The organism is Sphingomonas ginsenosidivorax, from assembly GCF_007995065.1.
Lineage (GTDB): Bacteria > Pseudomonadota > Alphaproteobacteria > Sphingomonadales > Sphingomonadaceae > Sphingomonas > Sphingomonas ginsenosidivorax.
This window is the reverse complement of the sequence record NZ_VOQR01000001.1, coordinates 3,704,053-3,726,236: the sequence shown is the minus strand read 5'-3', so window position 1 is coordinate 3,726,236 and position 22,184 is coordinate 3,704,053. Positions and strand designations below refer to the sequence as shown.

The window sequence follows — 22,184 nt, the reverse complement described above, 5'->3', positions numbered from 1 at the left end:
GGGCTTTTTTCGTCTGGGGCTAGTCCTCCGCGCCCACCACGACGGCGCCGACGACGACTTCGACGTGCGGGGCGACGCGGTCGAATACCGCGCTGACGAGCGCTTCGGAGATCCAGCCGACCGCGGCGCCGGCGACGAGGTCGGAGAGATAATGCTTGCCGGTGACGGGCTGGGCGGCAGCGACGCCGGTGGCGATCAGCGCGGCGGGGACGCCGGCGCCGCCGACGTCGCGCGACACCGCTCGCGCGACCGCGACCGCGCCCGCAGTGTGGCCCGAGGGGAAGGAGGTCATCGCATGGTCCTGGCTCTTGCCGGGCTCGAACACCGTCTCGCCGTCGTCGATTGCCTTTGCCGGGCGCGCGCGGTCGACCGACTGCTTGATCGCCGACTTGATCGCGGTGGCGACGACGTGCGCGGCGAGCATCCGGACGCCGCCGCGGACGATGTCGGGGCGGCGCAGCGCCAGCCCGACCGCCGCGGTGCCGATCGCGGTCGCGACCATCTGCGGCTGGTCGCCGATCTCGGCAAGGAACCCGGTCGCCTTGGCCAGCGGCGTATCGCGGTGCTCGGCCGCCTTGTGCGTGGCGTCATGGTCAGCCTTCGCGACGGCCTTGGCGGCCTTCTTGGTCTTGCCCGTCATTCCGTGTCTTCCTTCATTTCGCCGCGCACCTGACCATGCGCGAGCAGCGCGAAGATCCCCGCGCCGCCCAGGAGATTGCCGAGGATCGCCGGCAGCAGCAGCCCGGCCAGGGTCTGCACGGCACCGACATGCCCCGAAAAGAGCAGCAGGAACGCCTCGACCGATCCGACGATCGAATGGCTGAACCCGCCGATCGCCACGACATAGGTGATCGCGACGATGACCTGGAACGCCTGGGTGCGCGCATTGGGCAACGACCAGGCGAGGATCGCGATCATGAACCCGGCGGGGATCGCGTTGACGAAGGTCGCCCGAGGGGACAGCTCCGTGATCGCCATCGACACCGCGATCATCGCGTCGCGAAGCTCGGCGCTGCCGAGCACGCCCGCCGCGATCGCACCGCCGGTGATCGCGGTACCGACCAGGTTGGCGACCAGCACCACCGCCCAGAGCCGGAGCGTACGCCCGAGCGCCCAGCCCGACGGCCGGGTGACCAAGGGCAGCATCGCGGTGATCGTGCTTTCGGTGAACAGCTGCATCCGCCCGAGGATGACGACGAGGAAGCCGATCGGATAGCCGAGCGCCACCACCAGATCGCGCCAAGGCGACTCGGGCAGCGCGGCGTGCAGCGCGCCCTCGGCGACGAGCGAGCTGCTGATCGCGAGTCCCCCTGCGAGCCCCGAGACGAACAGCGACGCGACCGGGCGGTCGAGTTCCTCCTCGCCCGCCTCGCGCACCGCCTGGTGGAGGTCCTTCGCATCGGCGGCCTTGAGGTCGTCGACGTCCTCGGCGGCGTCCTGCGGGAGATGTTCGGGGGTGGGATCGGCCATTACGCTGGTGCAACGGACGGCGGGGCGCTTTGCTCCGGCGTCGCTTGGCGTTAGAGGCCGCGGCGATGAACGATCCCGCCACCATTCGCCGCCTCTATGGCCGTCGCCAGGGCCACAAGCTGCGCGCCGGCCAGTCCGCGCTCGTCGAGACGACGCTCGCCGAACTCTCCGTCCCCGAGACCGGGGCGCTGGATGCACGGGTGCTGTTCGGGGATGAGCGCCCCCTGCAGCTCGAGATCGGGTTCGGCGCGGGCGAGCATCTGGCGGGCCAGGCCGCGGCGCATCCTGGGACCGGGTTCATCGGCTGCGAGCCGTTCCTCAACGGCGTGGTCGGCGCGCTGGGGCATATCCGCGACGGCGGGCTGGAGAATGTCCGGCTGCACATGGGCGATGCGCTCGAGGTGATCGAGCGGCTGCCCGATGCGAGCCTGTCGCGCGTGTACCTGCTCCACCCCGATCCCTGGCCAAAGGCGCGCCATGCCAAGCGGCGGATGGTCAACCACGGCCCGCTCGACGCGATCGCCGCCAAGCTGAAGCCGGGCGCCGAGTTCCGGCTGGGCACCGACGACCCGACCTATTGCCGCTGGGCGATGATGGTCATGAACGCGCGCCGCGACTTCGAATGGCAGGCCAAGACCCCGCAGGACTTCCTGGTCCGCCCCGACGACTGGCCCGAAACGCGCTACGAGCGCAAGGCCCGGCGGCACGGGCACGAGGTCTGGTATTTCCGCTATATCCGCTGCTGATGGCCGCTGCGGCGCCATAGCCGGCCGAGCAGCCGCCCGGTGAGCGCGGGGAGGCCGGGGCGGAGGAGGAGCCAGTCGCGGATCGGGGCGCCCTGCGTGGCGCCGATCACCTGCTTGTAGCCGCTGTCGCCCGCCCCCCAGTCGACGCGCGTGATGCCGCGGCCCATCGCCGCGACCAGGTTGCGCCAGTAGAGCAGCTTGCCCGGCGAGTGCTTGGCGAACGTCGGGTCGTAGCTGTTGGCGACCGCGTAGAGCAGGTCGCCGGTATCGATGTCGAACGAGAAGGCGGCCGGCGCGTCGTCGATGGTGAGCAAGGCGGCGCGCAGCATGTCGGCGAGCACCGGGTCGGCGACCGCGGCGCGCCAGAACGTTCCGTGGCCGCTGGTCGTGAACTTCATGTCGCTGCGGTCGGTGGCGGCGAGCCAGCTCTTCTCCTCGACCGCGGCGAGCGCGTCGAAGCCCGCGGGCCAGTCGGCTCCGTGGAGGACCCGCCAGTCGGGGGTGCCGTGCGCGGCGAGGTGCTTTTCGTGGAAGCGGTTCTTCCGGAGCGTCGAGCCCCGCGGCCACGGCTCGCCATTGACGACGGGCGCGAGATCGAGCGTCCAGCTGTCGCCGAGATGCCGGTCGATCGCGGTCCAGCCGTTCGTGCGCGCCGCGGCGATCAGCGGCATCGCCGCGGGATCGCCGTCATGCACCGGGCCGATGCGCACGCCGTTGACCGCGGCGGCGAGCGTCGCGAGTGCGACCTTCAGCGCAGGCTCGCTGGTGCCGAGTGCGAGCCCGAAGCTGCGGAACGGCCAGTAGCAGCCCGGGACCGCGGCCAGGCGCAGCCAGCGCGGGCCCAGCGGCACGAACGGCATCGCGAGCACGGGCGTCTCGTCCTCGCTGACCAGCAGCGTGCGCGCCTGCCCGCCATAGGCGGCGAGCGCGGCGGCGTACCAGCCATAGCGCAGGAACGCGTGGCTGGGCGCGGCGCCCGCGGCGACGGTGTCGATCGCGGCGGACAGCCCGACGACGACCTCGCCGACGATCGCCGGCGGCAGGCGCACGAAATCGGCCAGGAGCATGGGCTTCGTCACAGGCCCTCCTTAGCGCCTTGCGTGTTACCAAGTCGTGCAAATCGACCGGACGCCCCCGGCGGCGGACCGACTTCCTTCGCGCGGCGTTTGCCCGCATGATGAACAGCATGCTGCAGATCCCCGCCATCACGACGATCGCCCAGACCATCCAGCTGTCGCTGGCGCCGGTGTTCATGCTGGCGGGCATCGGGCAGCTGCTCAACGTGCTCGCCGGGCGGCTGTCGCGCGTGATCGACCGGGCGCGGTCGCTGGAGCAGCTGCACCCGAGCAGTTCGGGACCCGAGCATGACCGCCACGTGTCCGAGCTGCGGCTGCTCGACCGCCGGATGACGATCATCAACGCGGCGCTGTTCCTATCGGTGACCAGCGCGATCATGACCTGTTTGCTGATCGCGTTGCTGTTCGTCGGGAGTCTGGCGAAGCTGCACCTCGGTCGCTACGTCGCGGTCGCGTTCATCGCCGCGATGATCCTGCTGATTGCCGCGCTGATCGCGTTCATGGTCGAGGTGCGCATCTCGCTGCGCGCGTTTCGGATTCGCCCGGAACTGCTGGAGACGATGCGGTGATCGAAAAGCGATTGTTGCAGGCGGTGGTCGCGGTCGCGTGCCTGTTGCCGCTGGTGGTCGGCGGCCAGGGCGTGCTGCAGGGCCCCGCGCCGTTCGGGCATCTGAGCGACGTGCCGCGCGATCTGGACAGCCATTTCCGCTATATCTCGGGGATATTCTTCGCGACCGGGCTCGGGTTCGTCAGCTGCATCCCGGTCATCGAGACCAAGGGGCCGCGGTTCCGGTTGCTCGGCGGGCTGATCTTCGTCGGCGGCTGCGCGCGGTTGGTGTCGCTGCTCGCGGTGGGGGTGCCGTCACGCGGGCATGTGCTCGGGCTCGGCATGGAGACGATCGTCGTGCCGCTGCTGATGCTGTGGCAGTGGCATTTCGCGCGCCGTGCCGCGCGACTCCGCGGGGTTCGCGCCTAGGGGCGGGCAGTCCCCAGCGTCTGCGCGGCGGCGATGGCGTGGCGTTCGGCCAGCGCCGTGCTGCACAGCAGCCGCGCCTGCGTCTCGACCGCGAGCAGCGTCTCGCCGGCATAGCGCGGGTCGATCGGATCGACGATCGCGTCGAAATGGGTGTGGCCGCCGTCGCGCATCCCGAAGATCGAGAGCAGATAGACGTCGAACGCCTGCCGCAGCGCGCGCCACTGGCCCTGCTCCTCGAGCCAGGCGCGTGTCGTCGCCGAGGTCGAGAAGGTCGCGAAGCGCTTGCCGCGCAGGATCGCGTCGGGGACATGGTTCTTGATGTCGTGCGGGGTCAGCGCCTCGCCCAGCACGCGGTCGACATAGCCCTTGATCATCGCCGGCGGCATGCCGAACCACAAGGGATAGACGAACAGGATGACGTCGGCGTCGCGCAGCAGCCCCAGTTCGCGCGACACGTCAGCCGACAAATGGCTGGTCGCGTGGCCGGGGCGGTTGCCGGCGTGCAGCCGCGGGTCGAAGTCGAGCGCGTAGAGATCGCGCACCACCGCCTCCTGCCCGCACGCCAGGACCGCCTCGCAATAGCGCGCGGCGATCGCGTGGTTGAAGCTGTGCGGGTCGGGGTGGCCCAGCACGACGACGTGGCGAAGCAGGGCGGTATGGGCGGCGCGCATGCAGGGTCTCCGATGCGCCGTACATAGGCGGCGACCGCGGTGCTTTCCCTTGTGGAAACTACGTACGGCTACGCCGGCGGCGCGAGCAGCGGCGCGTGGCGGTCGACCAGGATCGCGCTCGCCTGGTTAAGGCCGATCACGTCGACGGCGACACCGTGGCGGCGCAGCTTGGCGACGATGTCGTCCAGCGTACCGACCGCGGTGACGTCCCACAGGTGCGCGGCGGTCAGGTCGATGCGGACGCGACCCGCGGTGTCGCGCAGGTCGAACTGCTCGGCGAACGCGTCGGCGCTGGCGAAGAACACCTGCCCCGTCACGGTGTAGGTGCGGGTGTCGGCGGCCTCGTCATACGCCGAGGTCACGGTCATCAGCCGGGTGACCTTGTAGGCAAAGAACACGCCGCTGAGCAGCACCCCGACCGCGACGCCCGCGGACAGGTCGTGCGTCGCGACCGTCACGACGACGGTCGAGAGCATGACCACGCCCGAGACCTTCGGGTGCCGCGCGAGGTCGCGCAGCGAGCTCCACGAGAAGGTGCTGATCGACACCATGATCATGATCGCGACGAGCGCTGCGACGGGCACCTGCGCGACCCAGGGCCGGAGCGGCACCATGACGACGAGCAGGAACACGCCCGCGACGAGCGTCGACAGCCGCCCGCGGCCGCCATAGCGGACATTGCCGACGGTCTGCCCGATCATCCCGCAGCCGGCGATCCCGCCGAACAGCCCGGCGGCGACGTTGGCGAGGCCGAGCCCGGTGCACTCGCGCGCTTTCGAACTGCCGGTCTCGGTCATCTCGTCGACCACGCTGGCGGTCATCATCGATTCGAGCAGGCCGACCGCGGCCATCGCGAACGCATAGGGCGCGACGATGCGCAGCGTCTGCCAGTCGAACGGCACCGCGGGCCAGGCGAAGGACGGCAGCGAGGCGGGCAGGCGGCCGAGATCGGCGACTTTGTGGATCGGCATCGGGAATGCGATCGCGATTCCCGTCAGCACGACGATGCAGATCAGCGGCGACGGGATCGCGGTGGTGATCCGCGGCACGAGGTAGATAATCGCGAGGCCGCCCGCGATCATCGCGTAAGTGTGCCAGGTGACGTCGAGCATCTGCGGCACCTGCGCCGAGAAGATCAGGATCGCGAGCGCGTTGACGAACCCGGTCCGCACCGAGCGCGAGACGAAGCGCAGCAGCACGTCGAGCCTGGCGAGCCCGAACGCGATCTGGAAGACGCCCGCGAGCAGCGTCGCGGCGAGCAGATATTGCAGGCCGTGCGCGTGCACGAGCGCGGCGACGACGAGCGCGACCGACCCGGCCGCGCCCGAGATCATCGCCGGGCGGCCGCCCGCGAACGCGATGACGATGCCGATGACGAACGAGGCGAACAGGCCGACCTCGGGATCGATCCCGGCGACGAAGGAAAAGGCGATGACCTCGGGGATCAGCGCGAAGGTGCCGACCATGCCGGCGAGAACGTCGCGGCGCGCTGGCCCGACGCCGCTGAACCACTCGGCACGATACCGAGCGAACGCTGTATTTGTCATAGATGTGATAGTCCGCGAAAGTCGCAAGGGCGGGCCGTTCGACGGCGCGTGGCGGATGCGAAATGCGTTGTCCGGCGGATCGGCGGCCGGAATAGCCACCCGGAATTGCACCGGGTCCTTGCGAATGGTCGGGCCCTAGCGCGTTCCTCGCTGCGCCGCAACACGTCGTGAACCTGCACGCCCGCCGCTCGTTCGGTCCCTATGCTCAATCCCATCCGAGATCGTCCCGCCGCCGGCTGGACCCCCAGGCGCGTCCTGATCACCAGGGCAGCGCGCGGGTTCGCGCATGGCCGCGCGATCCTGGCGCGCGCGGCGGCGATGGGGGTGGAGATCGTCGAACTCGCGGGCGACCGGCTCGCTCTGCCCGCTTTCGACGATCCGCGCCGTGCCTATGTCGAGGCGAAGGGGACGCTCGCGGTGGTCGTCGCGCCGCCGTCGAAGCGCCGGCTGCAACCGATCGCGCCCAGCGCGGACTGGCGGATCGACCTGGCCGAGGGGTGCCCGGCGCATTGCAGCTATTGCTATCTGGCAGGGTCGCTGAAGGGCCCGCCGATCACGCGCGCCTATGCCAATCTGGACGAGATCCTCGACGCGGCGCCCGGTTATCTGGGACAGGGCACGATCACCTCGCGCAGCGCCGCGCGCGCGCATGAGGGCACGACGTTCGAGGCGTCGTGCTACACGGATCCGCTCGCGCTGGAGCCGGTGACGGGATCGCTGTCCGCGGCGATCGCGTGGTTCGGGCAGTGGGACGTCGACGCGCAATTACGCTTCACGACCAAGTTCGCGAACGTCGCGCCGTTGCTGGGAATCGACCATGCCGGCCGCTCCCGGATGCGCGCATCGATCAACCCGCGTGCGTTCGCGCGGTTCGAGGGTGGCACTGCGCCCGTCGCCGACCGGCTGCGCGCGCTGCGGCGGATGGCGGAGGCGGGCTATCCGATCGGGCTGACGATCGCGCCGATCATCGCCGCGCCGGGGTGGGAGGAGGCGTACGGCGCATTGATCGACGATGCCGCGGCGATGCTCGACCTGCCCGGACTGGACCTGACGATCGAGCTTATCACGCACCGCTACAATCCGGGATCGAAGGCGGTGCTCGACAGCTGGTATCCCGGCTCGCAACTCGACATGTCGGGCGCGAACCGGGTGACCAAGCGGACCAAGTTCGGCACCGAGAAGCAGGTGTACGACGCCGACACGATGCGCGCGCTGCGCACCTTCTTCGAGCGGCGGATCGGCGAGGCGATGCCCGCGGCGCGCGTGCTCTACTGGACGTAACGCCCCTGCTCCCTCCCTGGAAGGGAGGGGTTGGGGGTAGGTCGCTCTCGCGGGACCGTGGCGCCAGCCACAGCCCGACCCACCCCCGCCCCTCCCTTCCAGGGAGGGGAGCAAATTTTACCGAGCCGCCAGCGGCGAGTCGTCATACCCCGCGAGCAGCGCCGCGACATCGTCGTAGAGCGCGATCGCGCCGGCATCGCGCAGCATGTCGTCGGGGAATCCACCCGAGCGCAGGCCGATCGCCGCGACGCCGCACTTGCCGGCAGCCTCGATGTCGTAGGGCGTGTCGCCGACGACGATCACCTCCGACGGGTCGACGTCGCCGAGCTTCTTCAGCGCGGTGGCGAAGATGTCGGGCGCGGGCTTGGTGGCCTCGACGTCGTCGCTGCTGGTCGTGGTCTCGACCAGGTCGTGCGCGTCGAGCAGGCCGAGATAATGGTCGAGTTCCCCGGCCGACGCCGACGAGGCGAGCACGACGCGCAGCCCCGCGGCGTGCGACCGCGCGAGCAGGTCGTGCGCGCCCGGAAACGGCTTTGCGGTCTTCAGATAGCGGTCCTTGTAGATCGCGCCATGCGCATCGCCGAGCGACTCCACCGCGTCGTCGTCGAGATCGGGGAGCAGCGTCGGCACGAGATTGTCGGTGCCCTTGCCGATCTGGTCATGGATCGTCTGCCGGTCGAAGGTCGCGCCGATCCTCGCGAACGCCTGTTCCCAGGCAAGCACGTGCAGGTCGTTGCTGTCCACCAGCGTGCCGTCGATGTCGTAGAGTATGGCCGTGATCGGCCCAGTGGTCGGCCCAGTGATCGGCATCATCGTTCCTTTGGTGACGGCATGCGTGCATGATGCCCGTGTCAGCGCCTGTGTCAGCGAGCGAGTCGGCCGGCGGGTTCCGGATCGTTCGCGGCAACCGCCCGTTACGTCAGTACGCGTTCACATCGCATGAGGTACGCACGCAACATGATACGCACTCTGCTCCTAGCGGCGATCGTGATCGCCACCCCTGCCCTCGCCGCCAGGCGCGACACGCCGGATGCGCAGCTGGCCAAGCTGCTCGCCGGACGAGTCGCGGGAACGCCGGTCAACTGCATCACCCTGTCGGGGTCGCAGTCGAGCCAGGTCATCCCCGGCAAGGCGATCGTTTACCGCACCGGCGCGCGGCTCTACGTCAACACGCCGCGATCGGGTGCGGACTCGCTGGGCAACGACGACATCCTCGTCACCCGCACGATCGGGTCGCAGCTGTGCAGCATCGACACGGTCAATTTGATCGACCGCGGGTCGCGGTTCCAGCGCGGGTTCGTGATCCTCGGGCCGTTCGTCCCCTGGGATCGACCCAAGCGCGTCAAATAGGCGGCCGCGCCGGACCGGCCGGCGGCCGTTCGGCCGACCCGGCCAACGAACTGGCTGATCGGTGTTAACGCACGGGTCCTTTCCGACCGGCGGACGTTGGGTGGCATCAGAGGTTCAGCCACATCCGGCCGAACCAGGATCCACCCGGAGACGAACCGATGCGCGCACTTGTCTGGCACGGAAAGGGTGACGTTCGCGTCGACACCGTCAAGGATCCCGAGATCCAGCATCCGCGCGATGCGATCATCAAGGTGACCGCCTGCGCGATCTGCGGCTCCGATCTCCACCTGCTCGACGGCTATCAGCCGACGATGAAGGCAGGCGACATCCTGGGCCACGAGAATATGGGCGAGGTCGTCGCGCTCGGCTCCGAAGTCACCAATTTGAAGATCGGCGACCGTGTCGTGGTGCCGTTCACGATCAGTTGCGGCGACTGCTTCTTCTGTCGCAAGGGGCTGTTCTCGGCGTGCGAGCGCACCAACCCCAATGCCGAGATGGCGATCAAGGCGATGGGCCATTCGCCCGCCGGCCTGTTCGGCTTCAGCCACATGCTGGGCGGCTATTGCGGCGGCCAGGCCGAATATCTGCGCGTGCCGATGGCCGATATCGGGCCGATCAAGGTGCCCGACAACGTCACCGACGAACAGGCGCTGTTCCTGTCCGACATCTTCCCGACCGGCTACATGGCCGCCGAGAATGCGCAGATCGAGGAAGGCGACACCGTCGCGATCTGGGGCTGCGGCCCGGTCGGCCAGTTCGCGATCCGCTCCGCGCTGATGCTGGGTGCGGGCCGCGTGATCGCGATCGACGAGCTGCCCGAGCGGCTCGCGATGGCCGAGGCGGGCGGTGCCGAGACGATCAACTTCGCCGAGGTCGACAGCGTCTATGACGAGCTGCAGTTCCGCACCAAGGGCCGCGGTCCCGACAGCTGCATCGATGCGGTCGGTGCCGAGGCGTCCGGCCACGGCGCGATCGATTCGGTGATCGACAAGGTCAAGGCGGCGACCTTCCTCGCGACCGACCGCGTGCACGTGCTGCGCGAGGCGATCATGAGCTGCCGGATGGGTGGCACGGTGTCGATCCCCGGCGTCTATGTGGGCATGGGCGACAAGATCCCGATCGGCGCGATGATGAACAAGGGGCTGACGATCAAGACCGGGCAGACGCACGTCCAGGCCTATACCGCGCCGCTGCTCAAGCGGATCGAGGCGGGCGACATCGACCCGAGCTTCGTCGTGACGCATCCGGCCAGCCTCGAGGATGCGCCCGAGATGTACCGCAAGTTCCGCGACAAGGAAGACGGCGTGATCAAGGTCGTGCTGCGCCCCTGATCCGATCCGTCCCGACCCAACCGCCCGACTCAACCGATGGAGTAAGACGATGACCGACACGGTACCGATGCCCGCCAGCGGCAATTCCGACAGCAAGGGGGCGCCGGACGGCGTCTCCGGTTCCCCCGGCGGCAATACCGACCGGGACATCGACGGCCGCAAGGGCGGCGGGGAGAGCGACGGCGGCGCCTATCCCAACCCCTATACCGGCATGACGCCCAAGGGCGGCGGGTTCATGAGCCATGGCGGACAGACGCAGAACGCCTATCACGGCGGCGGCCAGGCCGGCGACGAGGGCGGCAGTGCGCCCAACGGCGTGACGGGATCGACCGGCGACGGCGATGTCGACGGCAGCAGCGGCGTGCCCGAGCCGGAGCCCAGCACGCGCAATGTGGCGGCGGACGGCGGCACGGTCACCGTCGAGGAGACGTCGGGCACTGCGGCGGCCGAGGCGACCGGCAAGGTCGGGACCGATGCCGCCTATGACGATGCCCAGAAGCATCCCGGCTCGGGCTGATCGCCGTGACGCTGAAGCCGCTCGCCGAGCAGGTCGTCGTCATCACCGGCGCGTCGAGCGGCATCGGCCGCGCCACCGCGGTGATGGCCGCAGAGCGCGGCGCGACCGTGGTGATCGCCGCGCGCGGGGTCGATGCGCTGGAGGCGCTCGCCGCGGAGATCGCGCAGGACGGCGGCCGCGCGGTCGTCATCCCGTGCGACGTATCGGACCCCGACGCGGTCGCGCGTCTCGCATCGGACGCGGTCGCGCGGTGCGGGCGGATCGACACCTGGGTAAACAATGCCGGCGTCGCGATCGCGGCCCGGCTGGAGGCCCTGCCGCTCGCGGATGCGCGGCGGCTGTTCGACGTCAATTTCTGGGGCGTCGTCAACGGCAGCCTGGCGGCGCTGCCGTATCTCGATCGGCAGGGCGGCGCGCTGATCAACCTGGGCAGTTTCACCTCGGACGTCGCCGCGCCCTATATGGGAATGTATTCGGCGTCGAAGGCGGCGATCAAGGGCTATACCGACGCGCTGCGGATCGAGCTGATGATGGACCGGCGGCCGGTCTCGGTCACGCTGATCAAGCCCGCGCCGATCGCGACGCCGGTGCTGCAGCACCAGCTGAACCTGCTCGACCACCAGGCGACGATGCCGCCGCCCTTCTACCGACCCGACGATGTCGCGCGGACGATCCTCTACGCCGCCGAACATCCGGTGCGCGACCTGTTCGTCGGTGGCGCGGCGCGGTTCGGCAGCGTGTTCGGGCAGATGCTGCCAGGCCTCGCAGATGCCGGCGCGGCACTGTTCGCGCGGCAGATCTTCAAGACCAGCAAGCCGCCGACCGAACGGCCCGACAATCTGTATCGGCCGGGTATGCCCGCGGTCGTCCGCGGCGACACGCACGGGCATGTCGCCCGGCGCAGCGTCTATACCGCGCTGCGCACGCGGCCGGGCACCAGCATGGCGGTGGCCGGCGCGGTCCTGGCACTCGGACTGTTGGGGTTCGCCCGACGGGCCTAGCGGCACGGCGTCAACCATCTCGCCCGTCACCCCGGACTTGGTCCGGGGTCCATTGCGCCGCAAATCCCATGGTCCGGGATGTGCGGCACCATGGATGCCGGACCAGGTCCGGCATGACGACGTAAAAGACGGGTGGTCAGTCGGCCGGCTGGAGCCGCGGGCGCCCCGGCGTCGACGGGCGGAGCAGTTCGTCGACGCGCGCGGCGAGGTCGACCTGGCGGAACGGCTTGGCGAGGCGCTGGACGTCCGCCGGCACGTCCTCGCCCGCCGCGGCATAGCCGGTAACGAGCAGAGCGGGCAGCTGCACGCCGATCGTGCGGAGTTCGTGGATCAGCTGGCCGCCGGTCATCCCCGGCATCAGATAGTCGCTGACCAGCACATCCGCCGCGAGCCCCGATCGCACCGCGCTCAGTGCCTGCGTCGCCGAGCCGACCTCGATCACCGTATAGCCGATGTCGCGCAGCATGTCGGCGGTGGCGGCGCGGACCAGTTCCTCGTCGTCGACCAGCAGCACGGTCGCGGCCTGGCGCGCGACGACGGGCTCGGCGACCTGCTCGCCGAGATCGACCGCGGCTTCCTCGGTCGCGGGCAGCCAGAGTTCGACCGAGGTGCCCGCGCCCGGTTCGCTGGTCAGCGTCAGCGTGCCGCCCGATTGCGCGGCGAGGCCGTGGACCATCGACAGGCCGAGCCCGGTGCCCTTGCCGACGCCCTTGGTCGAGAAGAACGGCTCGGTCGCGCGCGCGAGCGTCGCCTGGTCCATTCCCGTGCCGGTGTCGGCGGCGAGCAGGCGGATATAGCGGCCCGCCTTCAGCCCGACGGTGTTGCGCGCGTCGATCGCCACCTCGCTGACGCCCAGCGTCAGCCGACCTCCGCTGGGCATCGCATCGCGCGCGTTGATCGCGAGGTTGAGCAGCGCGAGTTCGAGCTGGTTGGGATCGACGCGCGCCGAGGACAGATGCTGCGGCACGTCGAGGACCACCGCGATCGACGGGCCCAGCGAGCGCCGGACCAGGTCGACGATCCCGTCGATCAGCCCGCCGATATCGACCGCGCGCGGCTGCAGCGCCTGGCGCCGCGCGAACGACAGCAGCCGCTGCGTCAGCGTCGCGGCGCGGTCGGCGGCCTGCAGCGCGCCGGCGATCATCCGCTGGGTGCGCTCGTCCTCCTTGTAGCGGCGGCGCAGCAGGTCGAGGCTGCCGACGATCGGGGTCAGCAGGTTGTTGAAGTCGTGCGCGACGCCGCCGGTCAGCTGGCCGATCGCGTCCATCTTCTGCGCCTGGGCCAGTTGCGCGTCGGCGTCCTTGCGATCGGTGACGTCGGAGACCACGCCGGTCATCCGCGCCGCCATGCCGTCCGAATCGTAGCGCACCCGCCCCTTGGCGACGATCCAGCGATGGCTGCCATCGGCCGCGGTGATCCCGCATTCGATGTCGAGCGTGCCCGAGGTCAGCGCGGTCGTGAACGCATCCGCCACCGCGTCGCGGTCGGCGGCATCGACATGCCCGAGGAACATGTCGACGTCCCAGTGGTCGAGCGGTTCGCTATAGCCGAAGATCTCGTCGTGGCGCGGCGTGCGGCGCGCGTCGCCGGTGAGGAAGTCGATGTCCCAGCTGCCCATGCCCGCGGCTTCGAGCGCGACCTCCAGGCTGTCGCGCGCGTCCTCCAGCTCGGCGGTCCGCTCGACGACCGCGCGTTCGAGCGTGACCGCGGCGTCGCGGACCTCATATTGCCGGTTGCGCGCCTTCACCGCCGAGCGGATCGCGCCCAGCATCGCCTCGGCATGGAGCGGGCGTTCGAGCAGCACGACGTTGCCGAGCTCGGCGAGCCGGTCGGACGCGGCCGCGGTGCGCGGCGCGCGCGACCCGTTGGCGAGCACGACGAAGGGCACGTCGGACCAGGCCGGCTGTCGCGCGACCCAGTCGGTCAGCGCGGACACGTCGACGGCGGCGAGCGATTCCTCGGTGAGCATCACCACGCCGGCGGCTTCGTTCAGTTCCGCCACCAGCGCGGGCAGATCGGCGCAGACATCGGCGCGGATCGAATGGCGGGAGAGAAGATCGGACGCGATCGCCGCATCACGACCGCGCGGCGCGAGGATGAGAACACGGTTCTTCATCCTAGATGTGCGACGTCATCGGTCCGTCTGCCTCGTCATCAACGTCGTTCCTTCGCCCGAAAAGGTCGGCGCGCCGGTAAGCACGCCGTGGAACTGCCGGAGCGGATTGCCGACCTGCAGCCCATCGCTACCGATCTGAAACTCCCGGATCGTCCTTTCGTGCCGTGCGGTCCGCGTCTTGATCACCGATATCGCCTGGCGCACCTCGCCATGCGCCTCGAAATAGCGCAGCTGGACGACGGTGTCGGACAGATAGCTGAGATCGACGTCGGACCGGATGTCGCCGAACACGCCGTGCAAGCCCAGGATCAGCAGGCTGACGACGCCCTTCTGGCCGAGATAGGTCAGCATCTCGTGCATCTGCAGGATCAGGAACTGCTCGTTCGGCATCGCCTGCAGATAGGCGTTGAGGCTGTCGACGACGACGAGCGTCGCGCCGTGCTGCTCGACCGCGTTGCGGATCACGTCGGAGAATTCACCCGGCGACATCTCCGCCGGGTCGATCGCGCGCAGCTCCAGCGCGCCGTTGTCGAGATAGGGCTGCAGGTCCATGCCGAGCGCGGCGCTGCGCGCGAGCAATGTCGGCATGCGTTCGTCGAACAGGAAATAGGCCGCCTTCTCGCCGCGCTTGAGCGCGGCGACCATGCACTGGACCGAGGCGGTGGTCTTGCCGACGCCCGCCGGGCCGGTCAGCAGCGTCGCGGTCCCCGGGACCAGGCCGCCGCCCAGCAGCGCATCGAGTTCGGGCGAGCCGCTCGACACCGGCGGACGGGTCGGCGCGACCGCGTGATCCGACGCGACGAGGCGCGGATAGACGCGCAGCCCGCCGCGCTCGATCTCGAAGTCGTGATAGCCGCCGCGGTAGCGCACGCCGCGCATCTTGACGACGTGCAGCCGGCGGCGCTGCGCGCCGAACCCGGCGAGCATCTGTTCGAGCGACACCACGCCGTGCGCGATACTGTGGAGCTGCAGGTCGTGGCTGGTCGCGCTCTTGTCGTCGAGGAACAGCACGGTACAGTGGCGGGTCGAGAAGAAGTGCTTGAGCGCGAGGATCTGGCGGCGATAGCGGATCGGGCTCTGCGCCAGCAGCCGCAGTTCGGACAGCGAATCGAGCACCACGCGACGCGGCCGGACCTCGTCGACCTTGGCCATGATGTCGCGCACCGTCTCGCCCAGCTCGACCTCGCTCGGGTGCAGCAGCGTCTGTTCCTGGTCCTCGCCGAAGCCGTCGGCAGGAACCATCTCGAACAGCGTCAGCGTGTCGAGCGACCAGCCGTGCGTCCGGCCCACCGCGCGCAGTTCGACCTCGGTCTCGGCGAGCGTGATGTACAGGCCGCTCTCGCCGATCTCGGCGCCCGCGAGCAGGAAGCCGAGCCCCAGCGTCGTCTTGCCGGTGCCGGGCGTACCCTCGATCAGGTACATCCGTTCGGGGGTCAGGCCGCCGTTCAGGATGTCGTCCAGCCCGGCAATGCCGGTAAGTGCCCTGGCGGAGGCCGGATTCATAGACGACACGGTCATTCCCTCGATACTGGTGATAAGCGGCCGTCAGACGTCCAGGCCGACCGGCATAGGGCAAAGCGCGATCGCGTGCAAAACGCGAGGATGGCGCGACGTCCCGGCACGATCGCGGGTCATTCGATCGCTTCCAGCAGGTCGCGCACCCGCTGGACCCGCTCGACCGGGTCGGCGATCGCGTCCTTGAGCAGCCAGCGGCCGTTCTTGTCCGCAAGCCCCTCGGGCGCGGCATCGCCGGGCTTGCGCGGGGTGAGCGCGATCGCCGCCTGGCCGGCGTCGATGCGCCGGATGCCGATCGCGCGCGCCATCGCCCGGATGCGCGCGATGTCGAGCAGGTCGCGCGCCGCCGCGGGCATCGCGCCGAACCGGTCCTCCAGTTCCGCCTCGAACGCGTCGAGCGCGGCGCTGTCGGGCAGCCGCGCCAGCCGCGCGTAGAGCGACAGCCGGACGCCCATGTCGGGAATCCAGTCGTCGGGCAGGCACGCCGCCAGCTCGAGATGCAGTTCGGGCACCCACAGGTCGACCGCCTCGCCGCGCGCGGCGCGCAGCGCATGCGCCATCAGATGCTGGTACAGGTCGGTGCCGATCAGCTTCATGTGCCCCGCCTGCGCCTCGCCGACCAGGTCGCCCGCGCCGCGCAGGTCGAGGTCGCGTGCGCTGATCGCGAAGCCCGCGCCGAGCCGGTCGAACGCCTGCAGCGTGCGCAGCCGCTTGAGCGTCGCGTCGGCGATCGTCGCACCCTCCGCGGTGGTCAGCAGCACCTGCCCACGCCGCCCGCTGCGCCCGACCCGCCCGCGCAGCTGGTGCAGCTGCGACAGCCCGAAGCGGTCGGCATGGTGGACGATCATCGTGTTGGCGCGCGGCACGTCGAGCCCCGCCTCGATGATGTTGGTCGCGAGCAGCACGTCGCCGCGGCCGTTCGCGAACGCGACCATCGCGTCGTCGAGCTCGCCCGCCGGCATCTTCCCGTGCGCGGTGACGATACGCAGTTCGGGGACCAGCCGCGCGAGTTTCTCGGCGAGCGGGTCCATGTCCTCGATCCGCGGGACCACGACGAAGCTCTGCCCGCTGCGCCCGCGTTCGCGCAGCAGTGCGGTGCGGACCGTCGCATCGTCGAAGATCGTCACCGACGTGCGGATCGGCTGGCGGCGCGCGGGCGGCGTCGCGATCACCGAGATCGTCTGCAGCCCGACCATCGCGGATTGCAGCGTCCGCGGGATCGGCGTCGCGCTGAGCGTCAGGACATGGCCGGCGCCCAGGCCGTGCAGCTTGGCCTTGTCCGCGGTGCCGAAGCGCTGCTCCTCGTCGATCACGACCAGCGCGAGGTCGGCATAGTCGACGCCCTTGCCGGCGACCGCACCGGTGCCGACGACGACGTGGATCGAGCCGTCGGCGAGCCCCGCCTTGACGCGCTTCTTCTCCGCCGGGCTCGACAGCCGCGACAGGCCGGCGACCACGACGCCGGTCGCCTCGAACCGGCGCGTGAACAGCTCGAGATGCTGGCGGACCAGCACGGTGGTCGGCGCGGCGATTACGACCTGCCGTCCGGCGAGCGCGACCAGGGCTGCGGCGCGCAGCGCGACCTCGGTCTTGCCGTAACCGACATCGCCGACGACCAGCCGGTCCATCGGCGTGCCGCTGGCGAGATCCTCGCGGACCGCGGCGATCGCGCGCGCCTGGTCGGGGGTCTCGGTGAAGGCGAACCCGCTGGCGAAGCGTTCATAGACCGAGGCATCGGGTTCGATCCTGTCGGTGGTCCGCGCGTCGCGCGCCGCCGCGATCGCCGCGAGTTCGCGCGCGCTCTCGGCGATCGCGGCGTCGATCGCGCCGCGGCGTTTCTGCCAGCTCGATCCGTCGAGCGCATCGAGCGTCACCGCGTCGGCATCGGCACCATAGCGCCAGATCCGGTCCGCCTCGGTGACGGGGACCAGCCGCCGGCCGCCCTTGGCATAATCGAGCGCGATCGCGTCGCCCTCGTCGAGCGGCTCGAGTCCCGCGATCACGCCGATCCCGAAATCCTCGTGGACGATGACGTCGCCGATGCGCAGCTCGCCGAATTCGCCGAACAGCGCATCGCTGGTCGCGGCGCCGCGCTCGTCCTCGCCCGCGCGGCCGCCGAGCAGGTCACCGCCCGCGACGACGGTCAGTTCGCCGTGCACGTAGCCGCGATCGACCGGAGCGGTCAGCAGCATCGCGCGACCGGCGGGCGCCGCGATCGCATCGGCCAGGCTGGCGACGGGCTCGGCGACGATGCCGGTGGCGCGCTCCAGCCGGGCGGCGATGAAGCGCAGGTCGCGCGGCGACCCGACCAGCAGCAGCCGGCCGTCCTCGACCACGCCCTTGGCGAACCGACCGAAGGCGCGCGCGGGATCGCGGCGCTCGGCGAAGCGCGGCGGTGGCGGCGGCGCCGCATCGAGCGCGACGGTCGACCGCGCGCCGGCCTCTTTCGTCCAGCGGGCGTCGTCGATCACCGGGATCGCGGCGCCCCCCTGCCGCAGCCGACGCGCCTCCTCCGCGATCGTCAGGAACCGCGTGCGGCGCAGCTCGGCACCAGGATCCGACGCGAGCGACGCGTCCGGCAGGTGGGCGAGGATCGAGACGCCGTCGACCGCATCGGGCTCGCTCGCGCGGCCGATCTCGATCCGCTCCTTGGGCTCGATCGTCAGCTGGGTGACCGGATCATAGGCGTTGATCGCGGCGACCTGCCCGTCGGCGACCGCGATGCGCACCGGCATGGCATGGTCGGCGGGAAAGACGTCGATCACGCTGCCGAGGATCGCGACCTCGCCGGGTTCGTCGACGCGGTCGTCCGCGACATAGCCGACCGCGGCCGCGGTCTCGGCGAAGGCCGCAAGGTCGATCGTGTCGCCGACCCGGATTCCTGGCGGCGCGGTGTCGAATGCCGCGGGCTCGGCATAGGCGACAGCGGTCGCCTCCGCCGTGGTGACCAGCAGGACGGTCTGCGTCCCCGCCGCCAGCCGCAACCGGCGCAGCGCCGCGACGCGGCAGCCGATATTGCCGGGGGAGGCCGGCGCCTCGTCGCCCGGCAGCGCATCGCTCGACGGCAGGTGGATGACGGCGATATCGGGCGCGAGCGCCGCGGCGATCGCGGCGACCGCGGTCGCGCGCTGTTCGTCGATGCTCGCGAACAGCACGTCGCCCGTGGCGGCCTGCGCGACGAGCATCGCGGCGAGCGGCGCGACGGGCAGAGGTTCGGGTATGCGCGGCATCAATGCACCGCCTTGCCGGCGGCGAAGCGGCGGCAATGGTCGAGATACCCCGTCTCGTGGCGTCCGGCGAGCGCGACGATGCTGTCCCACAGCCAGGACGGCGCGTCGATCGCATGGCTGCGCCCGCTGTCGAGCGTTCGCGCCCAGTCGTGCCGGGTGGCGTCGTCCATCTGCCGCGCATGCGCCTTGCCGACGACGAACGACAGGTAGCGCGCGGCCTTGACCGCCTGGCCGCGGCTGAACTGCTCGACCTCGAGCTTCAGGTCCTGCGGTGCGAGTTCGCGGACGAACACCGAATGGTCGAGCAGCCGGCCGGCGACCATCCGCCCGCCGAGATAGGGCGACAGCGCGCGCGCCGCCGCGACGACGCGCTCGGCCGGATCGTCGGGCATCGCCGCTCCCTTTGCCGCCGGCGCGAGCGGCGCCACCGCCTGCTTCACGTCGATCAGCGCATGGTCGGTGCGCTTGCCCTCGCGCAACGCGGCGATCGCGGCGACGCGCATCAGCCCCAGCGAGCTGCATCCCTTCATCCAATAGGCCGCGTCGACCAGGCCGACCTTCCGCGCGCCCGACCGGCCGTCGAGCCCGACGATCAACTCGGCGACCCGGCGGTCCTCGACCAGCCGCGCGACGCCGTCGCGCTCCTGCGCCTCGAGCGGCCAGAATTTCGCGCCCAGCGGGATCGTCGGCTCGATATCGTCGAGCCGTTCGCGCGCCAGATGCCGCCAGCGCCGGCCGAGCGCGCGGCGGCGCACGCTGCGCACCGCATCGGGTTCGGGGCCGGCATCGTCGCCGGGATCGCGCAGCGCTGCGCCATACCCCTCGACCATCTCCTCGACCATGCGCGCAGTGGTGATCCCGGGCAGGTCCGAACCGCGCGCCGCGGTGGCGAGCGACAGGCCGAGGCGGATCAGGTCGTGCGCCGGATTGCCGATCACCGCCTGGTCGAGATCGCGGATCTGCACCTCGACCGCGCCGTCACGGTCGACGATCGGCCCCATGTTGCCGAGATGGCAGTCGCCGCAGATCCACACCCGCGGCCCCACGGGGATCCGTTTCGACGCCGTATCGTCGGCCAGCCATTCGTAGAATTTGCGCGTGTTGCCGCGAACATAGGCATGGGCCGAGCGTGCCATCTTCAGCGCGCGGGTATGATCGAGCAGGTCGGCACGCTGCTCGGGCGACGGCATCTTCATCGACAGGCTTTCGGGGACGGAGGCACCGCCGATGAACGCGGGGGGACGGATTTGGATACGATGTTTGCCGCAGATCAGGACGAATTATGTGCGCGGCTGTACCCGTTCATCCTCCCCCGCCAGGGAGTGCGAGGTTGGATTGCCCCCGGCAATCCAAGATCATGCTGGGAGCATGATCGACCTCGCACTGTGGCACCGAAGGTGACGGAGGGGGAGGACACGGAACGGCCGTCACCCCATCCGCCCCCTCCGTCGCGCTGCGCGCGCCACCTCCCCCTGGCGGGGGAGGATTCAGATGGCGCCCCTCAGCCCCGCATCATCGCGATCCGCTCGTCGACGCGGCGTTCGAGGATGGTCAGCGGCATCGCGCCTTCCTTCAGGATCTCGTGGAACTGCTTGAGGTCGAACTTCGCGCCGAGCGCCGCCTCGGCCTTCGCCCGCGCGCGCGTCCAGGCCATGTGGCCGACCTTGTAGCTGCACGCCTGCCCGCCTTGCGTGCAATAGCGCTCGACCTCGCGCTGCGTGCGCGGGCGCGCGAAGCCGGTGGCGCCGACCATGTAATCTGTCGCGGTCTCGCGGCTCCAGCGTTTGGCGTGGATCCCGGTGTCGACCACCAGCCGCGCGGCGCGGAACAGGAAGGATTGCAGATAGCCCGCGCGCTCCAGCGGCGTCGCATAGGCGTGCAGCTCGTCGGCGAGCTGTTCGGCGTACAGCGCCCACCCTTCCGAATAGGCCGAGAAGAAGCCGATTTTCCGGAGCATCGGGATGTCCTTCGACTCCTGCGCCAGGCTGATCTGCAGGTGATGGCCCGGCACGCCCTCGTGATAGGTCAGCGCCGGCAGCGTGTATTTCGGCCAGTCGCCGACGTCCTTGAGGTTGACGAAGTAGATCGCCGGGCGCGAGCCGTCGAGCGAGGCGCGGTTGTAATAGCCGTTCGACGCGCCGTCCTGGATCTCGACGGGCACCGCGCGGATCTCGAGCGGCTGCGTCGGCACCGTCGCGAACATCTCCGGCAGCTTCGCGTACATCGCCTTCACGCCGTCATTCAGCCCCGCGATCAGCGCGAGCCGCCCGGCATCGGTGTTCGGATAGAGCTCGGCGGGCGTGACGTTGAGCTTCGCCAGCCGCTCGCCGACCGTACCGCTCGAGAACCCCTGCGACTTGAGGATCGTGTCGAGCTGCGCGCTGATCTCGGCGACCTGCGCCAGGCCGATGCGGTGGACCTCGTCGGGGCTCATCGTCGTGGTCGTCGCCTGGTTGAGCGCCATCGCGTAGATCGCGTCGCCGTTCGGCACGCGCCAGACGCCGTCGCCGGGCTTGGTGGTCGGGCGCAACCGCTCGATCAGCGCGATCTGGCGGTCGAGCGCGGGATAGACCTTGCCCTCGACGATCCGCGCGGCCTGCGCCTGCCAGTCGCCGGCGATGCCCTTGGCGGACGCGCGCCTGACGAGCGACTGGACGATGCTCGACGTCGCGGCGGGCTGCGCGCGCAGCTTGCGCATCTGGCCGAGCGTCAGGTCGAGCGACCAGCCCGGCGCGAGCAGGCCCCTGGCGGCCTCGGCCTGCTGCATCGCGCTTTCCTGGTCGAGCACGGTCGCGAACTGGTCGAGCCGCGACAGATAGGCGTCGGCGTCCGACTTCACCGCGATGGTATGTGCGGTGTTGAGGAAATCGGGCGTCGAGAAATAGGCGCCGCCCTGCTGGAAGATCCGGTAGGGCCGGATCGCGCTGTCGATCCCGAACGCAGCGTCGGAGGCGATCTGCGTATCGAGCGAATAGCGCACGACCTCGAGGTTCAACTTGGCGGACGGTGACAGCGCGGCGGTGTCGAAGTTTTTCAGCCGACCGAGCGCGGCCCTGGTCTGCGCGACATCTTGCGCGCGCTTGGCCGGGGTGCGCGGCGACAGCCGCCGCTTGGCATCCGCCATCGCGCCCTTGTCGAGACCGAGCGACGTCGCGAGTTCGGGCTGGCGCGCGACCTGGTCGGTGAAGATCCGGTCGAACTCGGCGTTCAGCGCGGCATCGCCGGTTTGCGCCCATGCAGCTGCGGGAACGAACGGGGCGGTAACGAACGGGGCGGCCAGCGCGGTGGCGCCTGCGGACGCTAGGAATTGACGACGATCCATGGACTGCGACCCCTGTTTTGCGCGTTGATAGCCCC

At 70.2% G+C, this 22,184-nt stretch carries 19 protein-coding genes and 1 other annotated feature; of the genes, 8 read left to right on the top strand and 11 right to left on the bottom strand.

Annotated elements, in window-relative coordinates:
• Positions 1 to 19 precede the first annotated feature (19 nt).
• The gene (locus FSB78_RS17150) at positions 20 to 640 is read right to left on the bottom strand and encodes a phosphatase PAP2 family protein (protein ID WP_147083756.1); all 621 of its coding nucleotides are present in this window, start codon (positions 638 to 640) and stop codon (positions 20 to 22) included.
• Positions 637 to 1,470 (bottom strand): formate/nitrite transporter family protein, encoded by an 834-nt coding sequence (locus FSB78_RS17145; RefSeq protein ID WP_147083755.1) that lies wholly within the window; start codon positions 1,468 to 1,470, stop codon positions 637 to 639. Before FSB78_RS17145 ends, FSB78_RS17150 begins: the two co-directional genes overlap by 4 nt.
• 65 nt (positions 1,471 to 1,535) lie before the next feature.
• Here FSB78_RS17145 and trmB point away from each other — a divergent pair, with 65 nt between their 5' ends.
• Positions 1,536 to 2,216 (top strand): tRNA (guanine(46)-N(7))-methyltransferase TrmB, encoded by a 681-nt coding sequence (gene trmB / locus FSB78_RS17140; protein ID WP_147083754.1) that lies wholly within the window; start codon positions 1,536 to 1,538, stop codon positions 2,214 to 2,216.
• Here trmB and FSB78_RS17135 read toward each other — a convergent pair.
• Positions 2,201 to 3,295 carry a GNAT family N-acetyltransferase gene (locus FSB78_RS17135; protein WP_242008369.1) on the bottom strand — a complete coding sequence of 365 codons (1,095 nt, stop codon included), beginning with the start codon at positions 3,293 to 3,295 and terminating at the stop codon, positions 2,201 to 2,203. The two genes, trmB and FSB78_RS17135, sit on opposite strands and share 16 nt — an antisense overlap.
• A 107-nt stretch (positions 3,296 to 3,402) precedes the next feature.
• Here FSB78_RS17135 and FSB78_RS17130 point away from each other — a divergent pair, with 107 nt between their 5' ends.
• The gene (locus tag FSB78_RS17130) at positions 3,403 to 3,861 is read left to right on the top strand and encodes a DUF2721 domain-containing protein (RefSeq protein ID WP_147083753.1); all 459 of its coding nucleotides are present in this window, start codon (positions 3,403 to 3,405) and stop codon (positions 3,859 to 3,861) included.
• On the top strand, positions 3,858 to 4,268 hold the full coding sequence (locus tag FSB78_RS17125; protein ID WP_147083752.1) for a DUF4345 domain-containing protein: 411 nt from the start codon (positions 3,858 to 3,860) through the stop codon (positions 4,266 to 4,268). The genes FSB78_RS17130 and FSB78_RS17125 overlap by 4 nt, the downstream gene beginning before the upstream one ends.
• On the opposite strand, the gene FSB78_RS17120 is transcribed toward FSB78_RS17125, so the two are convergent.
• Both FSB78_RS17120 and FSB78_RS17115 read right to left on the bottom strand, forming a co-directional pair.
• Positions 4,265 to 4,939, bottom strand: coding sequence for an NAD(P)H-dependent oxidoreductase (locus FSB78_RS17120; RefSeq protein ID WP_147083751.1), 675 nt, complete (start codon positions 4,937 to 4,939; stop codon positions 4,265 to 4,267). The two genes, FSB78_RS17125 and FSB78_RS17120, sit on opposite strands and share 4 nt — an antisense overlap.
• Positions 4,940 to 5,007: 68 nt before the next feature.
• Complete coding sequence (locus FSB78_RS17115; protein ID WP_147083750.1) at positions 5,008 to 6,486, bottom strand: SulP family inorganic anion transporter; 1,479 nt, start codon at positions 6,484 to 6,486, stop codon at positions 5,008 to 5,010.
• 65 nt (positions 6,487 to 6,551) lie between these two features.
• Positions 6,552 to 6,607 (bottom strand) — a sequence feature (sul1 is cis-regulatory element that is thought to sense ions involved in sulfur or methionine metabolism; They are found in Alphaproteobacteria).
• A gap of 80 nt (positions 6,608 to 6,687) precedes the next feature.
• Between FSB78_RS17115 and FSB78_RS17110 the strand changes: the two genes are divergently transcribed.
• Positions 6,688 to 7,767 (top strand): SPL family radical SAM protein, encoded by a 1,080-nt coding sequence (locus FSB78_RS17110; protein WP_147083749.1) that lies wholly within the window; start codon positions 6,688 to 6,690, stop codon positions 7,765 to 7,767.
• 117 nt (positions 7,768 to 7,884) lie between these two features.
• On the opposite strand, the gene FSB78_RS17105 is transcribed toward FSB78_RS17110, so the two are convergent.
• Positions 7,885 to 8,577, bottom strand: a complete 693-nt coding sequence (locus FSB78_RS17105; protein WP_158638033.1) for an HAD family hydrolase — start codon at positions 8,575 to 8,577, stop codon at positions 7,885 to 7,887.
• 147 nt (positions 8,578 to 8,724) lie between these two features.
• Between FSB78_RS17105 and FSB78_RS17100 the strand changes: the two genes are divergently transcribed.
• The 4 genes from FSB78_RS17100 to FSB78_RS17085 all read left to right on the top strand — a co-directional run bounded on the left by FSB78_RS17100 (position 8,725) and on the right by FSB78_RS17085 (position 11,966).
• On the top strand, positions 8,725 to 9,117 hold the full coding sequence (locus FSB78_RS17100; protein WP_147083747.1) for a hypothetical protein: 393 nt from the start codon (positions 8,725 to 8,727) through the stop codon (positions 9,115 to 9,117).
• A gap of 158 nt (positions 9,118 to 9,275) precedes the next feature.
• Positions 9,276 to 10,448: a zinc-dependent alcohol dehydrogenase gene (locus tag FSB78_RS17095; RefSeq protein WP_147083746.1), complete on the top strand. Its 1,173-nt coding sequence runs from the start codon at positions 9,276 to 9,278 to the stop codon at positions 10,446 to 10,448.
• Positions 10,449 to 10,497: 49 nt separating this feature from the next.
• Complete coding sequence (locus tag FSB78_RS17090) at positions 10,498 to 10,965, top strand: hypothetical protein (RefSeq protein ID WP_147083745.1); 468 nt, start codon at positions 10,498 to 10,500, stop codon at positions 10,963 to 10,965.
• 5 nt (positions 10,966 to 10,970) lie between these two features.
• The gene (locus tag FSB78_RS17085; protein WP_199743213.1) at positions 10,971 to 11,966 is read left to right on the top strand and encodes an SDR family oxidoreductase; all 996 of its coding nucleotides are present in this window, start codon (positions 10,971 to 10,973) and stop codon (positions 11,964 to 11,966) included.
• Between the two features lie 136 nt (positions 11,967 to 12,102).
• Here the strand turns inward: FSB78_RS17085 and FSB78_RS17080 are convergent, their stop codons facing one another.
• The 5 genes from FSB78_RS17080 to FSB78_RS17060 all read right to left on the bottom strand — a co-directional run bounded on the left by FSB78_RS17080 (position 12,103) and on the right by FSB78_RS17060 (position 22,149).
• Positions 12,103 to 14,082 carry an ATP-binding protein gene (locus tag FSB78_RS17080; RefSeq protein WP_147083743.1) on the bottom strand — a complete coding sequence of 660 codons (1,980 nt, stop codon included), beginning with the start codon at positions 14,080 to 14,082 and terminating at the stop codon, positions 12,103 to 12,105.
• A gap of 15 nt (positions 14,083 to 14,097) precedes the next feature.
• Complete coding sequence (locus FSB78_RS17075) at positions 14,098 to 15,600, bottom strand: ATPase domain-containing protein (RefSeq protein WP_147083742.1); 1,503 nt, start codon at positions 15,598 to 15,600, stop codon at positions 14,098 to 14,100.
• Between the two features lie 113 nt (positions 15,601 to 15,713).
• On the bottom strand, positions 15,714 to 18,827 hold the full coding sequence (locus FSB78_RS17070; protein ID WP_199743212.1) for a helicase-related protein: 3,114 nt from the start codon (positions 18,825 to 18,827) through the stop codon (positions 15,714 to 15,716).
• Entirely contained in the window at positions 18,827 to 20,023 is a 1,197-nt protein-coding gene (locus FSB78_RS17065; RefSeq protein ID WP_199743211.1) for a DUF2252 family protein, read from the bottom strand. The genes FSB78_RS17070 and FSB78_RS17065 overlap by 1 nt, the downstream gene beginning before the upstream one ends.
• 305 nt (positions 20,024 to 20,328) lie before the next feature.
• Entirely contained in the window at positions 20,329 to 22,149 is a 1,821-nt protein-coding gene (locus FSB78_RS17060) for a DUF885 domain-containing protein (RefSeq protein WP_147083741.1), read from the bottom strand.
• Positions 22,150 to 22,184 lie beyond the last annotated feature (35 nt).

Coding starts and splice junctions, on each gene's coding strand:
- FSB78_RS17150 (WP_147083756.1), bottom strand. CDS start 640: ATGACGGGCAAGACCAAGAAGGCCGCCAAGGCCGTCGCGAAGGCTGAC.
- FSB78_RS17145 (WP_147083755.1), bottom strand. CDS start 1,470: ATGGCCGATCCCACCCCCGAACATCTCCCGCAGGACGCCGCCGAGGAC.
- trmB (WP_147083754.1), top strand. CDS start 1,536: ATGAACGATCCCGCCACCATTCGCCGCCTCTATGGCCGTCGCCAGGGC.
- FSB78_RS17130 (WP_147083753.1), top strand. CDS start 3,403: ATGCTGCAGATCCCCGCCATCACGACGATCGCCCAGACCATCCAGCTG.
- FSB78_RS17120 (WP_147083751.1), bottom strand. CDS start 4,939: ATGCGCGCCGCCCATACCGCCCTGCTTCGCCACGTCGTCGTGCTGGGC.
- FSB78_RS17115 (WP_147083750.1), bottom strand. CDS start 6,486: ATGACAAATACAGCGTTCGCTCGGTATCGTGCCGAGTGGTTCAGCGGC.
- FSB78_RS17110 (WP_147083749.1), top strand. CDS start 6,688: ATGCTCAATCCCATCCGAGATCGTCCCGCCGCCGGCTGGACCCCCAGG.
- FSB78_RS17105 (WP_158638033.1), bottom strand. CDS start 8,577: ATGCCGATCACTGGGCCGACCACTGGGCCGATCACGGCCATACTCTAC.
- FSB78_RS17100 (WP_147083747.1), top strand. CDS start 8,725: ATGATACGCACTCTGCTCCTAGCGGCGATCGTGATCGCCACCCCTGCC.
- FSB78_RS17095 (WP_147083746.1), top strand. CDS start 9,276: ATGCGCGCACTTGTCTGGCACGGAAAGGGTGACGTTCGCGTCGACACC.
- FSB78_RS17090 (WP_147083745.1), top strand. CDS start 10,498: ATGACCGACACGGTACCGATGCCCGCCAGCGGCAATTCCGACAGCAAG.
- FSB78_RS17080 (WP_147083743.1), bottom strand. CDS start 14,082: ATGAAGAACCGTGTTCTCATCCTCGCGCCGCGCGGTCGTGATGCGGCG.
- FSB78_RS17075 (WP_147083742.1), bottom strand. CDS start 15,600: ATGACCGTGTCGTCTATGAATCCGGCCTCCGCCAGGGCACTTACCGGC.
- FSB78_RS17070 (WP_199743212.1), bottom strand. CDS start 18,827: ATGCCGCGCATACCCGAACCTCTGCCCGTCGCGCCGCTCGCCGCGATG.
- FSB78_RS17065 (WP_199743211.1), bottom strand. CDS start 20,023: ATGAAGATGCCGTCGCCCGAGCAGCGTGCCGACCTGCTCGATCATACC.
- FSB78_RS17060 (WP_147083741.1), bottom strand. CDS start 22,149: ATGGATCGTCGTCAATTCCTAGCGTCCGCAGGCGCCACCGCGCTGGCC.